A 13,006-nucleotide genomic window follows, 5' to 3' on the forward strand; every position below is an offset into this window, starting at 1 on the left:
ATGGCGTGCTATGGCCCGCCGCCTTGATAGGGGTTCGGTTGTGCGTTCGTTTCGCCGGCGCTTTCCCGGTAACGCAAGGGTTACCGGCCTCGAGGCGGCCGTCGTCGGTTTCCTCACGGCTGTTCGGCCTGCCACTTCGAGAGCAACCAGGCTGGAAGCGCGATCGACGTAATCACCAGCCCAGCGGCGACCACTCCCGTCCCGACGGTCAACTGTCGGGGGCCGACGTCGAACCGAAGCGTCGCGAGGACGACGGCGGCGACGGACGCGAGGATGACCGCGACTAACACCCGTTCCGGCGGCCACCGGTGAGTGTCGCTCATACCGGTGCTTCGGTCGCCACTCCTTTCAGCGGTTCGACTGAACGGCCCGAAACCGACGGTCGATTCGCATCATTTATAATCTGGTATTCGCCGATAAGTGACTATGACTACGATACTCGAGTCGGTGAGTCGTCGATGAGCGGGATCGACACGATAGAACGGATCGGACGGGTCACGAGCAAGTACTTCGTCGTCTGGGTGCTGATCGCTTCCGGTCTCGCGCTCTATACGCCCGGAACGTTCGTCCCGATCGGCGACCACATCTCCCTGTTGCTCGGCCTCGTCATGCTCGGAATGGGGCTGACGCTGACGCCCGCGGACTTTCGTCGAATCCTCGAGCGGCCTCGAGACGTGTTGATCGGCTCGGCCGCCCAGTGGGTGTTGATGCCGTTGTTCGCGTACGGGCTGGTCGTCGTCCTCGGGCTGCCGTGGGAGATCGGCGTCGGACTGATCCTCGTCGGTGCCGCACCGGGTGGGACGGCCTCGAACGTGATGACGTACCTCGGCCGCGGCGACGTGGCACTGTCGGTGACGATTACGTCTGTGACGACGATCGCGGCACCGCTGGTGATGCCGGCGTGGGTGGTCTTGCTCGCCGGCGAGCAGATCACGGTCACGTTCGCCGAGATGGCCCAGGAGATCGTGCTCATCGTCTTGATTCCCGTCGTCGCTGGACTCGTACTCCGGTATCTCCTCGACGCCTACGCACCGACGGCGGCGAAGGTAGGGCTGTCGATCTTCCCTGCGATCAGCGTCGCCGCCATCGTCGCCATCGTCGCGGCCGTCGTCGGTCTCAACGTCGAAGAGATCCTCACCGCCAGCGCGATCGTCCTGTTTGCGGTCGTTCTGCACAACGGGCTGGGACTGGGTGCCGGCTACGGCGTCGGGCACCTGACAGGGATGAGTGAGGACCGGTCGCGTGCCTGTGCGTTCGAGGTCGGGCTCCAGAACAGCGGCCTGGCGGTCGCCATCGCCGTCGCGTTCTTCGATCCGCTCGCCGCACTCGTCCCGGCGCTGTTCAGCGTCTGGCACAACGTCTCCGGGCCCGCACTCGCGACGTTCTTTACCCGAGCGGACGGCGAGCCCGTTTCGGACTACGAACCGGGGATCACCTCCGACTGATCGCCAGCCAGTTTCGGCCGGTTTCCGTTCGTCTCTGGGTGATTGTCTATTGAACGTGAACTAGCTATGGATGGCCTTATATGATTTTAATCTACTCGCCCATATACTTATACGTGTGTTTGGTGTGTTATAAGATAACATGAATGAGGTCACGCACGTCCAGAAGGCGTGTGCCTACGTCACTCGAGCGACCGGTGAACTGCTCGTCTTCGAGGGGCCGGGCCACGACGGTCTCCAGATCCCGAAAGGTACCCTCGAGCCGGGCGAGTCACCCCGCGAGGCGCTCCACCGGGAGGTACTCGAAGAGACGGGGCTCGGGACGTTAAACGGCGTCTCGCACCTGACGACCGACGTCTGGACGCGCCGTCGGTCGAAACGATACGTCCGCCACTTCTTCCACGCGACGGTACACGAGCCACGCGACCGGTGGACGCACGTCGTCACCGACGGCGGCGAGGAACACGGTTCCGAGTTCGAACTGTCCTGGGTCGCTCCGCCGACCGCGGCCGAGTTCGCACTCGACCTCGACGACTACCTCCACCTGCTGCCGACCGTCCCCTCGGCGGATGCGATCTCGAGTTTCTCCGACTGAGCGAAAAGGGCGCGATCGGATTCAGGGCGTTACGTCGAGAGTGCCCGTTCGACCGCTTTGGCGACGCTTCGTGCCTTTTCGGCCAGCGCTTCCGTGAGCAGTCCGTCGTCGACGGCGGCCTCGAGTTCGTCCGCGTCGACGATGTCGACCGATCCGTCGGGTCGGCGGATCACGTCGATGTAGAGATCGACGTAGCGGACGCAGTCGGGGAAGAGTTCGACGGGCGTGCAGACGTTGACGTAGGTCCCTTTCGACTCGCCGTTGGCGGTTTTGTACGTCGTCGGATACCACCACCGCCCCTCACGGAACCTGGTGACGGCCACGTCGCCGGCTTCTTTGGGTGTTCCGAGGGCGTCGTAGCTGCCGCCAGCGTGCATCGAGCGCTCGAGCGTGATCGAGCCGTCGTGGTCCCACGCCGTGACCTCGCCGGTGCCGAGTGAGATGTATCGGCCGTCGGGCTTGCCGTGGCCGATCTCGAGGCGGTCGCCGTCTACGGGACCGAACTGCCGGGAGACGGCGGCGAACGGGAACTCGGCCTCGCCGGGGCTATCACAGACGGCTTCGGCGAAGTCGACTGCGGCGCTGGCCGACCGGTCGGCGGCTTTGATCCGATGGTGGCCGGCCATCGTCGTCTCGACTTCTCGCCGGGCGTCGTCCAGTGTGAGTCTTGACTCGCGGCCGAACCAGTACCAGTCGGTTCGTCGCTGGCCGAGGAGTTGTCCGGGGGTGTCAGGGTCGTCCGGCGCGTCGGCGAGGTCCTCCTCGAGGTGTTCGACCCGGCTGACGGCGCGCTCGAGGGCGGTCCGCATGGCCTCGAGATCGGCGTCAGCGGCGGCGTGCTGCCAGCGGACGCCCCAGCCGTCGGGGATCTCGACCGACAGCAGGTCGGTCATCCCGACCAGTTCTTCCGCTGCGGGGCCCCCCATCGCGGCCGAGACGCCGGTTCGGTCCCGCGAGAGCGTACAGAGCCCGCCTTCGACCTCGAGCCCGGGCTCGACGAGCGGTCGGTCGTCGTCCCAGGGGGGTGTCGGCTCGGCGATCCGGACGCGATAGCGATCGCCCGAATCGACGTAGCCGTCGACGTCGTCGTAGCGCAGATAGCCCCGGCGGCCCTCGCCGAGGTCGACGACCGCCCCGCTGCCGCCGGCGGCCTCGAGCACTTCGGCGTCGTAGATGGCCCCGCGGGCGATCTCGCCGCGCCAGTGGAAGGTGTCGATCGCGAGCGTTGCGAGCTCGTCGACGACCGACTCGACGGCGTCGGGATCGCCGGAGACCTCGAGCCCCTGTCGGTCCCGGCTCGTCCAGACCGAGACGTCTGCTGGCGCGATCGTGAACGCGTCGTCGTCGAACCGGTCACGGATCGGTTCCGAGGCCTGGACGACCTCGAGTCCAGCGTCGCTCAACAGCTGCGTCACCGCCGTCGCGTAGATGCCCCGAACGCGTACCCTCGTCATGGCTGATCGCTTCGTCCGGCACCCCTTTGTGAATTCCGAGTCGTGACAGGTTGAGCACGTCTCAGTTCGACCGCGCAATCGGCCCTGGCGGCGCTCGAATCGGTGTCGGTGGCGAACGCTTACTGGTCCGGGGACCTAACGTCCCGGCATGCAGCGTAGGCGAGACCCGGTCGAACGAGCCGACGAGGAATCTCGAGACCTCTACGACGTCTCGACGTGGGAGCCGCGATCGCTGCTCGACCGGGTCGCCTACGCTATCTACGCCGGGATCAACTACGGATTTCACGGGATCGTCCTGTTGGTTGCACTGGCGATTACGCTGCTCTTGCTCGCCCAGCCGACGATCCTCTTGCTCGAGGAGCCGCTGCTCGGTGGATTTTTCGCGCTGTCGATCGTCCCTGCGGCGTTGCTCGCCGGGTTCATCTGGTATACGGACGTTACGACCAGCGAACCGCTCGGGCTGCTCGTGGCGACGTTCGTCCTCGCGGTGCTCTTTGCGACGTTTGCAGCCGTCGTCAACGAGGTCACGGGACCGTATCTGCAGGTCATCCCGCTGGTCGGCTGGGCGCTGTTTTTCTACGTGATCGTCGGACCGGTCGAGGAGGCCGTCAAACTCCTGGCTGTCCGGGTGTTCGCCTACCGGAGCGACACGTTCGACTCGGTGCTCGACGGGGCGGTCTACGGTGCCGTCGCCGGGCTGGGATTCGCCGCGATCGAGAACACGATCTACATCAGTGGGAGCGTCGCCCAGGCCGACGCTGGTTTCTTCACCGCGGCGACGGGGATCGCGACGGTTCGGGCACTCGTCGGTCCAGGCCACGTCATTTACTCGGCTATCGCGGGATATTACCTCGGCCTCGCGAAGTTCAACCCGCAGTACGCTGGCCCGCTCGTCGTGAAGGGGCTGGTCGTCGCCGCGTTCGTCCACGCCACGTACAACACCACGGTCAGCATCGTCCCCGAACTGATCGCGACGATCTATCCGGTGTCGGCCGCGTTCGCGTTCGTCAGCTACGTGATCTTCTTCAACCTCCTCGTCGGCTACTACCTCTACCGGAAGATCTCCCGCTACCGTCGTACCTACCGCACCGTTAGAGACGACGCCGAGGACGTGACTCCGGAACTGACCGAGTTCGATCCGCCACAGCGCTGATCGGCTTCTACTCGCCCGTCAGACCGCGCTCGAGTCCTGTCGTGGCCCGCTCGAGGCCCAGTCACGGACGCCTCCTCGAGCACCGCCTCGAGTCAGTCGAATCGCGACTCGAGCAGCCGTTCGACGTACTTCGCGAGGACGTCGACCTCGAGGTGAACGGGGTCGCCGACGTCTTTCTCGGAGAGCGTCGTGAGGTCGTACGTCGTGGGGATGATGGCGACGGTGACGGTTCCCGCCTCGTGAGCGACGTCCGCGACGGTGAGGCTGATCCCGTCGAGCGTGATCGAGCCCTTCTCGACGACGTAGCGGTCGTAGCCCTCGGGAAGGGTGAACTCGAAGAACCAGTCGTCGCCGACCGACTCGACGTCGCGAACCGTCGCCACCGCATCGACGTGGCCCTGGACCACGTGACCGTCGAACCGGCCATTGGCGGGCATCGCACGCTCTACGTTGACCGTCTCGCCAACTTCGAGGTCACCCAGATAGGTCCGCTCGACGGTCTCACTCGCGAGGAAGACCTCGAACCACGACTCCCGATATTCGTCACCGCTCGCCTCTTCGGAGGCATTACGCGCCTCGCGTTCCTCTCGCGGCCCATCACCGCTTGGTTTTTCCGAGGCGCTTTGTGCCTCGCGCTCCGCGTACCGCTCGACCGTGAGACAGGCTCCACTGACGCTGATGCTCTGGCCGTGCTCGAGTCCCGTGGCGACCTCGTCGGCCCCGATTCGGAGCCGGAGCCCCTCCTCGGTCTGCTCTCGAGCGACGATCTCGCCGGTCTCCTCGACGATTCCCGTGAACATACTCGCAGATGGTCGACGGCGGGGGAAAGCCGTTCCGGGTCCGCGTGACTCCGACGACCTATCGAGCGAACAGTACCCGTATAAAACGCGGCCTCGTGGTCGCTACTCGAGCAGCGCCGACGGCTCGAGCGCTCGTGACGGTGCGCTGAGCCACTCGACGCCGTCGTCGTCGACGGCGAGTACGTCGGCCAGTCGGATCCAGCCATCCCCGACGCGGGCGGCCGCCTCGAGTCGAACGACGCTCCCCGGACCGATCGTCTCGCTGCCCTCGAGTGGCGGCTCGTACTGCTCGAGGCCGACGCCCGTGACCCGTGTGTCGACATCGTCGGCTTCCGGGAAGCCGAACGCGCGGACCTCGGCCTCGAGGTCGGCCTCGACGGCCGTCACCGACTGCGAATCGGCGGTGAGCATCGCCTCGCTCGAGCGAAGCGCGTGAGTGACGGCGACGTGTCCCCGTCGATCCGTTCCGCCGTCGCTTTCGACGACGACGGTCCGGGTGAGCCCCCCATAGTAGCCGCCGGGTCCTCGCGGAGCGACCGAAAGCGTAAGTGGCGTGCCAGCCCGGAGTGTCCCATCATCGGTCCCCGGCTCGATCCGGGTCTTTCCCGCTGGAAACGCCGCCGCCGCGACGATCGCTTCGTCGATGGCGACCCGAGTCCGTTCGAGGGTCAGTTCCGTCCCGCCGACCTCGAGGTCCCCGTCGGGGTCGACGACGGTCGCCTCGGCGAGCAGTTCGACACCGGCACGGACGCCGGCACTCGCAGCCCGCTGTGCGGCCGCGATCCGGTCGCGTTCTGCTCGTGTTTTCGTCGCTCGAGCCCGTTCGAGGACGTCCGTCGAAGCGAGCGGGAAGCCAGCCTGCTCGAGAAAGAGTGCGGCGTCGTGGGGGAGTCGTGACGGCGTCAGAACGGTTCCTGTGAGCCCGCGGTCGGCGAGGGCATCCGCGACCGCCTCGCCGGGGTGGGCCGTCGACTCGCTCGAGTGGGACAGCCACGTCTCGCGGTCGGGATCGAACGCGACGGCGTGAACGGCTCGACCGACTGCGTCGTCACCGCCGTGTTCGACTGGGGGACAGTACCGGACGTCGGGGTCACGTCGAGTGCCGACGTGGACGAACGCCACGGCGTCGCGACTGGCGAGTTCGTCGGCGAGGGCGGCCTCGAGATGTGTGTGAACCTCCTCGGGCACGGCTCAGGGTGCTTCGGCTTCGACTTCTTCGGCCTCGATCGGCTGCTGGGCCGCTTCGACCAATTCCTCTAAGCTCGCGTCCGTTAGCTCGTTGTTGAGCAGGACGTCGATCGGCAGGGTCGGAGCGCCGTCGACTAAGTTCTCGAGGAGCGTCAGGCGCTCTCGGGCACGTGACATGCCGACGTAGAAGACGCGCCGTTCGTTGTCGGTGAGGATGGGGACCGGCGAGGTGGACTTGGTAAACTCCTCACAGCCGGGGATGTCTTCGGGGTCGTCGACGGTCGCGACCATCTGCTCGACGACCTTCTCGGTGAGATCGGTGCCGACGATCACGTGGTCGGCTTCGCGACCCTTCGCGGAGTGGATCGTGCCGACGCGGACGCGATCGGTGTCCATCCCGCGGTACTCGCCGATCGCGAAGTACGACCGGATACTCTTTTTCTGGAAGTTGGTCACTTTCCGAACCATGTCTCCCGCCGAGGCGGGACCGGGCATGAATGGGGCGTGTTCTTCGATGACCTCGCCAGGGATCATGAGTTCCGCGAGATCGTCGATGCCGGCTTCTTCCTGGCGCTCGTCGATGGCATCGAACAGTTCGTCGCGCTCGTTGGTGCCGAACGCCGACTCCTGGAGCATGTCGGCGAGTCGGCGGGCCTGTAGTCCGGTGACGTCTTCGCCCTCGTCGATCGCCTCGACGGCTCGGACGTAGTCGGTGAGTCGGTCGGTCCACATCCGCTGGTCGGTCAGCGAACTGAAGGGGACGCCTTCAGTGATGAACTCATCGATGAACTGGAACATCTGGTACCGCGCCCGGAACAGCACCATGATCGTCCCATCGCCTTCGACGAGGGTCCGCCGGACCATCCGAACGACGTCGAGCATCGAGGCGTTCCGACGAGCCTCGACGCTCCCGCCTTCCTTGCGCGGATTGAGGTCTTTGTCCTGGCGCTGATCGATGTGGCGAATCTCCTTGTTCACCGCGTTGAGCACGTTCGAGGGCAACCGGTAGGAGTTCGGGAGGATGACGTCCTCGTCGACGTCCTCCTCGAGTAAGAGCGCCGGGTCGGCGCCTTGCCAGGAGTAGACGACCTGGTCGTCGTCACCGGCGATCAGGACCTCTTCGACGTGGGGTTTCCACTCTTCGTAGACGTCGTACTGCAGGGTCGTAATGTCCTGGAACTCGTCGATCACGAGGTAGTCGACGTTCGGGACGAGCGAGCGTTGTCTGACCCGCTCTAACATGTCGGCGAAGCCGATCTTGCCCTGCTCGCCCTTGTAGGATCGCCAGCCGCGGATCGCTTCCGGGACGTCGATCCGATCGTCGTCGGATGGCCAGGTCGGGGTGTACTTGTTTCCTTCCTGGGCGTTCGGGTCGATCTCCGGCGGCAGTCTGACCTCTTCGACGTCCCACTGGAAGGGAACGTCGTACCAGTCAGCGACGTCACGGCGCGTTCGCTGGAGCCACTGACTCGTGGCGATGATCTTGTTCCCGATTGTCGTCGAGCGGGCCGTCCGTCGGCCAGCACCGGAGTATTCGTCTTCGAACTCGAGGCCGAAATCCTCACAGAACTCCTCTTTGTCCTTCTCGCCGATGACGTCGCTCCGAGAGAGATCGAGAAGATCGTACGCCTTGGCGTGCATCGTACAGACGTTGCCCTGGAGCGCCCGTGGGCTTTCGTCGAGCCGGTCGGCGAGTCGTTCGCGAACTTCCTGTGCGGCCGCGCGGGTGTAGGAAACGACGAGAATGTCCCGGAACGTGACGTCGTCACGATCGAGAATCTCTTCGACGTGGTCGAGCAAGGCAGTCGTCTTCCCACTGCCCGGACCACCGAACAACCGGGTCACCTTCGTCTCCGTGGTAGCCATTGTAGCTGTTCAAGAGCGCTAGACCCATAAGTCACGTGGGTTTTCTTCGACAAACGGCCGGGAGACGCGCCGGCGTTGGAGATTCGTGGAAACGGATGTCCCAATCAGGACCGAACACTCGACGAGAACGTCCCGTCGAGTGGGATGGAACTGTTATGAGTTTCGCGGGGAGCGGGCGGTTCGTACGTCGGCGCCGTCGCGGATTTTGTCTTCACACTCTGGACAAACGCGTGGGTCGTCCACGCCACGTGGCGTGAATACCCTGGCGTATGCGTCTGTCACGAATGCGCCGCAGTTCTGACATTCCGGCATCGGTATACCCAATACGATACTGGTGCGTACTCTCTAATAATTGTGTCGCACCGGGCCGCAAAAATGACTGATTGTATCGTCGCCGTCGACCGGACTCACGTTACCGACCGCGATCCGGTTCGCCCGTCACGGCCACGGCCTGCGTTCCGGACTCAGCGTCGGAACTCGAGCGAACCGACCTTGAGCGACTATATGGTCGGTTCCCACCCACAGACAGTACAGCAGCTGGCGGACGTATCGTGGAGTCCGCCACACTCGGGACACTGCTTTTTGTTATACTCCTGTTCCCACCCGACTCGTTCTACCGTGTGACCGCGATCCACGAGGAATTGATCGAACACGTCGTCACCGGCACCGTTGGGTGAGGATGCCATAGGTGTGTGAATAGTCAGCATACTACTAAACCGTTGGGGTGGGTGAAAGGACTGCCTCGTCTTTGCGACAAAATACCACACAGTAATGGGCATGTGGGTGAGCGTCGACCGTCCTCGCTCACGGAAGGCCGAACGCAGCCAGCTCTCGGGTTCGAATCGACCCGCGGACTTTTCTCACGGTCCATCCAAAGACGACGTATGAGCGACCTTCGCCTCGATGCGACCCAACTCGATCGCTACTCGAGACACGTCATCATGGACGAGATCGGTCCCGAGGGCCAACAACGCCTGCTCGAGGGGAGCGTTCTCGTCGTCGGTGCGGGCGGCCTCGGCTCGCCGGCGATCCAGTACCTCGCGGCCGCCGGCGTCGGTCGGCTGGGGATCGTCGACGACGACGTCGTCGAGCGCTCGAACCTGCAGCGACAGATCGTCCACGCCGACGCGGACGTCGGAACGCCGAAAGCTGACAGTGCCGCCGACTACGTGGCGGCGCTCAACCCGGACGTCGACGTCGACGTCCACGAAACGCGGCTTACGCCCGACAACGTGGCGGCGCTCGTCGACGACTACGACCTCGTCCTCGACGCCAGCGACAACTTCGCGACCCGGTACCTGCTGAACGACTACTGTGTGCTCTCCGAGACGCCGCTCTGTCACGGGGCGATCTATCGGTTCGAAGGGCAGGTGACGACGTTCACGAACGACCGCTCGAGCGATCCCGACACAGCCGAGGCAGCCGAAGTCGGCGGCGAGTCCCAGCCGTGTTACCGCTGTCTCTTCCCGGAAGCGCCCGAACCGGGGACGGTCCCCGACTGTGCCACCACCGGCGTCCTCGGTGTCCTCCCTGGCACCGTTGGCTGCATTCAGGCGACGGAGGCCGTCAAGGTCATACTCGAGACGGGCGACCTGCTCGAGGGTCGGCTGTTGCTTTACGATGCGATGGACATGAGCTTCGAGACCGTCGAAATCCGGTCGAATCCCGACTGCCCGGTCTGTGGCGACGATCCCGTGATCGAGTCGGTTGCCGACGCAACCTATGAGGGGAGCTGTTCGTTGACGGCCGACTGATACGGTCTGTTACAATTCTTTACCGGTGATCGCCGTCCCGTCAGAGCGGTCAGCGGTAGAACGGCGTAATGATCCGTATGATGGACTACAGCGCAACCGTCCTCTCGTTCGCGATTATTCGCGATCCTGGTGGCGAACTCGGACCATTCCCTCCGAGGTCACCCCGACGATCAGCGGCGTCGCGATCTTTCGCCCGGAAACGGCCGAGCCGGCGGCGTCGCTGACGGTTTTCATCAGGTCGGGCGCCGTATAGTCGACCTTGACGCCCTCGTCGTCACAGGCCTCGTAGACGAGCTGGGGGACGTCGTAAAGGTCTGTTCCCGCCGGCACGCGAACGCGAACCGGTGCCCGGAGTGCCTCCGCGAACGCGACCGTCTCGCGGGCTTTCTGTAAGTTCTCGCGAGCACTCGACTCGACCGACGAGACGTTCGCCCGCGAGGTCCCGAGTTCGGCGGCGATGTCGGCCTGTGAGATACCGCGTTCGCGCAATGAAAGTACCTGTGCCTGGCGATAGGTCAGTACGCTCGTCTGCGGATCGAACCCGATTTCCTCGAGCAACTCGTCGACCTCGTCGATCACTGCCGACACCTCCTGGGCGCTCGGACTCGCGTACTCATACGTGCATAGTAATTGGTGGTGGGATCAAAGCTTCCCCGGTCTCTTCGAGTCGATCGCCTCTCGAGGGCGTGATAGTAGCGACTGAACTGTCTCCGGTCGTGCCTCTCGATCCGTGTCCACGGGATGCGAGGAGCCGAACGCTATATGCCGCTCGCGGAAGTGCCACGAGACATGAACGTTTCCGAGGCCGCGAGGACGGCTGACGCCGTCCTCGAGGAGCTTCGCGGCGCCGTGATCGCCGACCATAGGCGGCTCGAGACGATCCTAACGGCTGTCGTCGCCGAAGGCCACGTCTTGCTCGAGGACGTCCCCGGCACCGGGAAGACGCTCACCGCGCGGTCGCTGGCGACGGCGCTCGGTCTCGAGTTCAGCCGAATTCAGTTCACTCCCGACCTGCTTCCGGCCGACGTGACGGGCACGCACGTCTACGATGAGCACGCCGGGACGTTCTCGTTCGAGGCAGGTCCGATCTTCGCCAACGTGGTGCTCGCCGACGAGATCAACCGTGCGCCGCCGAAGACCCAAGCTGCGTTGCTCGAGGCGATGGGTGAAACGCAGGTGACGGTCGGTGGCGAAACGCGCCCGTTGCCGGAGCCGTTTTTCGTCGTTGCGACGCAAAACCCCGTCGAGCAGGAGGGGACCTTCCCACTTCCGGAAGCGCAGATCGACCGGTTCATGGTCAAAACCGAACTGGGCTATCCCGACCGGATGGGTGAGATCGAACTGATCGACCGCCGGGCGAGCCGTCGGTCGCGGACGCCAGCGGTCGATCCAGTCGTCGGTCGGAAAACCGTCCTCGCCCTGCAGTCGGTCCCCGAGACAGTTACCGTCGACCCGGCGCTCCGTGAGTACATCGTCGACGTCTCTCGGGCGACTCGCGAGGACGACCGCGTCGACGTCGGCGTCTCCCCGCGTGGCGTCCAGCGGCTGTTCGAGGCGGCTCGAGCACGGGCGGCGATCGCCGGCAGAGACTACGTCGCGCCGGAGGACGTCCACGCGGTGGTCCACCCGGTCGTCGATCACCGGCTCGTGCTGACGACCGACGCCGAAGTCCGTGGGGTCGATCCGGCCGCCATCGTCGAGGGGGCCCTCGAGCGCGTGGCGGTGCCGTCGATGGCCGATTGAGATCAATACTCGAGTTCCCAGCGTTCTTCCGAAAGCGCCGCCAGTCGGTCGCTGACGCCGTCGGCGAGGCGATACTCGTCGCCGTCGCGGACGACGGTGCCGTCGCGTTCTAAGTGCTCGAGGTGGGCGTAGGATTCGCCGGGGCCGTGGAGGATGTGGATGTCCTCGAGGTCGCCGAAGAGGTCGGCGCTGACGGTCCAGGTGTCACAGGGGCCCAGCCGGTCGAGCGCGTCGAGTACCCGGTAGGACCGTTCTTCGTGGTGGTGAATAATGTAAGCTGCGCGATCGGCGGGGTCGTCGATCGGGTCGCGGTGGCCCGGCCAGGCGCGGTCGTAGTCGGCGTCGACGATCCGCTGGAGTGCTCCGAGATACTTCTCGAGGGGCTGGTCGACGCGGACGTCCGCGCCGCCGACGTTGGGGGTGTAGACTGGCAACAGGGCGTCACCGGAGATAACGTCCCGACTGTCGCCGTTCTCGAACTCGAAGATACAGAGCCCGGCCGCGTGGCCGGAGGTGTGGACGGCCGTCAGCTCGGTGTCGTTTACGGTGAACGTTGCCCCGTCCTCGAAGGTCGTGACGTCCGGAAACTCCATCGAGACGCCGCCGTGGATCATGCGCTCGCGCAACACTTCGCGGCCCGCCTCTGGAATGCCCCAGGACTCGAAGTACGCCTCCTGTAGTTCCTGGAGGTCGGCCCAGGCGTCGTCGTCGCCCTCGATCAGCGGTGCGTCGGCGGCGTGGGCGTACACCGCCGCGTCGCTCTCGGCCTGGATCTCGCCGGCCAGCCCGACGTGGTCGTGGTGCCAGTGGGTGAGGAAGATCCGGTCGACGTCGGCGAACGAGACGCCTCGGTCGGCGAACTCGGCCTCGAGTTGCTCTCGAGTCGTCGCCATCCAGTCGCCGGTGTCGACCATGACGACCTCGTCGCCGTCGGCGAAGAGGTAGGCGTTGTTGTCGCCTTCGAACGCGGAGTTCGACAGTGGAATTCGTTCCATGGGCCAGAGAGGCATG

14 protein-coding genes are annotated in these 13,006 nt (G+C 65.0%); 5 read left to right on the plus strand and 9 right to left on the minus strand.

The features are described 5' to 3' along the window. Positions 1-113 precede the first annotated feature (113 nt). The gene (locus tag AArc1_RS03220) at positions 114-323 is read right to left on the minus strand and encodes a hypothetical protein (RefSeq protein WP_117362881.1); all 210 of its coding nucleotides are present in this window, start codon (positions 321-323) and stop codon (positions 114-116) included. 135 nt (positions 324-458) lie between these two features. Here AArc1_RS03220 and AArc1_RS03225 point away from each other — a divergent pair, with 135 nt between their 5' ends. Then, positions 459-1,445 carry a bile acid:sodium symporter family protein gene (locus AArc1_RS03225; protein ID WP_117362882.1) on the plus strand — a complete coding sequence of 329 codons (987 nt, stop codon included), beginning with the start codon at positions 459-461 and terminating at the stop codon, positions 1,443-1,445. A gap of 139 nt (positions 1,446-1,584) precedes the next feature. Further along, entirely contained in the window at positions 1,585-2,037 is a 453-nt protein-coding gene (locus AArc1_RS03230) for an NUDIX hydrolase (RefSeq protein WP_117362883.1), read from the plus strand. 29 nt (positions 2,038-2,066) lie between these two features. On the opposite strand, the gene AArc1_RS03235 is transcribed toward AArc1_RS03230, so the two are convergent. Then, positions 2,067-3,491: a DUF402 domain-containing protein gene (locus tag AArc1_RS03235; RefSeq protein ID WP_117362884.1), complete on the minus strand. Its 1,425-nt coding sequence runs from the start codon at positions 3,489-3,491 to the stop codon at positions 2,067-2,069. A 148-nt stretch (positions 3,492-3,639) separates the two neighbouring features. Here AArc1_RS03235 and AArc1_RS03240 point away from each other — a divergent pair, with 148 nt between their 5' ends. Next, positions 3,640-4,644, plus strand: coding sequence for a PrsW family intramembrane metalloprotease (locus tag AArc1_RS03240; protein WP_117362885.1), 1,005 nt, complete (start codon positions 3,640-3,642; stop codon positions 4,642-4,644). A 92-nt stretch (positions 4,645-4,736) separates the two neighbouring features. On the opposite strand, the gene AArc1_RS03245 is transcribed toward AArc1_RS03240, so the two are convergent. From AArc1_RS03245 to AArc1_RS19275, 5 genes are all read right to left on the minus strand, one after another. Beyond that, a complete protein-coding gene (locus AArc1_RS03245; RefSeq protein WP_117362886.1) occupies positions 4,737-5,444 on the minus strand; it encodes a riboflavin synthase in 708 nt (235 codons plus the stop codon). A gap of 102 nt (positions 5,445-5,546) precedes the next feature. Continuing rightward, entirely contained in the window at positions 5,547-6,632 is a 1,086-nt protein-coding gene (locus tag AArc1_RS03250; RefSeq protein ID WP_117362887.1) for a M24 family metallopeptidase, read from the minus strand. 3 nt (positions 6,633-6,635) lie between these two features. Further along, the gene (locus AArc1_RS03255) at positions 6,636-8,498 is read right to left on the minus strand and encodes a UvrD-helicase domain-containing protein (RefSeq protein WP_117362888.1); all 1,863 of its coding nucleotides are present in this window, start codon (positions 8,496-8,498) and stop codon (positions 6,636-6,638) included. A gap of 153 nt (positions 8,499-8,651) precedes the next feature. Further along, a complete protein-coding gene (locus AArc1_RS19750) occupies positions 8,652-8,810 on the minus strand; it encodes a DUF7563 family protein (RefSeq protein ID WP_449289249.1) in 159 nt (52 codons plus the stop codon). Between the two features lie 188 nt (positions 8,811-8,998). Further along, entirely contained in the window at positions 8,999-9,184 is a 186-nt protein-coding gene (locus AArc1_RS19275; protein WP_117362889.1) for an HVO_0416 family zinc finger protein, read from the minus strand. Between the two features lie 198 nt (positions 9,185-9,382). Here AArc1_RS19275 and ubaA point away from each other — a divergent pair, with 198 nt between their 5' ends. Then, positions 9,383-10,252 (plus strand): SAMP-activating enzyme E1, encoded by an 870-nt coding sequence (ubaA, locus tag AArc1_RS03265; RefSeq protein ID WP_117362890.1) that lies wholly within the window; start codon positions 9,383-9,385, stop codon positions 10,250-10,252. A 114-nt stretch (positions 10,253-10,366) separates the two neighbouring features. Here ubaA and AArc1_RS03270 read toward each other — a convergent pair whose 3' ends face one another. Further along, entirely contained in the window at positions 10,367-10,831 is a 465-nt protein-coding gene (locus AArc1_RS03270; protein WP_267130087.1) for a Tfx family DNA-binding protein, read from the minus strand. A 210-nt stretch (positions 10,832-11,041) separates the two neighbouring features. Here AArc1_RS03270 and AArc1_RS03275 point away from each other — a divergent pair, with 210 nt between their 5' ends. Then, a complete protein-coding gene (locus AArc1_RS03275) occupies positions 11,042-11,995 on the plus strand; it encodes an AAA family ATPase (protein ID WP_117365761.1) in 954 nt (317 codons plus the stop codon). Positions 11,996-11,997: 2 nt separating this feature from the next. On the opposite strand, the gene AArc1_RS03280 is transcribed toward AArc1_RS03275, so the two are convergent. Continuing rightward, positions 11,998-12,990 carry an MBL fold metallo-hydrolase gene (locus AArc1_RS03280; protein WP_117362892.1) on the minus strand — a complete coding sequence of 331 codons (993 nt, stop codon included), beginning with the start codon at positions 12,988-12,990 and terminating at the stop codon, positions 11,998-12,000. Positions 12,991-13,006 lie beyond the last annotated feature (16 nt).

The organism is Natrarchaeobaculum sulfurireducens, from assembly GCF_003430825.1.
Classification (GTDB): Archaea; Halobacteriota; Halobacteria; order Halobacteriales; family Natrialbaceae; genus Natrarchaeobaculum; species Natrarchaeobaculum sulfurireducens.

Coding starts and splice junctions, on each gene's coding strand:
- AArc1_RS03280 (WP_117362892.1), bottom strand. CDS start 12,990: ATGGAACGAATTCCACTGTCGAACTCCGCGTTCGAAGGCGACAACAAC.
- AArc1_RS03235 (WP_117362884.1), bottom strand. CDS start 3,491: ATGACGAGGGTACGCGTTCGGGGCATCTACGCGACGGCGGTGACGCAG.
- AArc1_RS03230 (WP_117362883.1), top strand. CDS start 1,585: ATGAATGAGGTCACGCACGTCCAGAAGGCGTGTGCCTACGTCACTCGA.
- AArc1_RS03220 (WP_117362881.1), bottom strand. CDS start 323: ATGAGCGACACTCACCGGTGGCCGCCGGAACGGGTGTTAGTCGCGGTC.
- AArc1_RS03240 (WP_117362885.1), top strand. CDS start 3,640: ATGCAGCGTAGGCGAGACCCGGTCGAACGAGCCGACGAGGAATCTCGA.
- AArc1_RS19275 (WP_117362889.1), bottom strand. CDS start 9,184: ATGGCATCCTCACCCAACGGTGCCGGTGACGACGTGTTCGATCAATTC.
- AArc1_RS03275 (WP_117365761.1), top strand. CDS start 11,042: ATGAACGTTTCCGAGGCCGCGAGGACGGCTGACGCCGTCCTCGAGGAG.
- AArc1_RS03225 (WP_117362882.1), top strand. CDS start 459: ATGAGCGGGATCGACACGATAGAACGGATCGGACGGGTCACGAGCAAG.
- AArc1_RS03255 (WP_117362888.1), bottom strand. CDS start 8,498: ATGGCTACCACGGAGACGAAGGTGACCCGGTTGTTCGGTGGTCCGGGC.
- AArc1_RS19750 (WP_449289249.1), bottom strand. CDS start 8,810: ATGCCGGAATGTCAGAACTGCGGCGCATTCGTGACAGACGCATACGCC.
- ubaA (WP_117362890.1), top strand. CDS start 9,383: ATGAGCGACCTTCGCCTCGATGCGACCCAACTCGATCGCTACTCGAGA.
- AArc1_RS03245 (WP_117362886.1), bottom strand. CDS start 5,444: ATGTTCACGGGAATCGTCGAGGAGACCGGCGAGATCGTCGCTCGAGAG.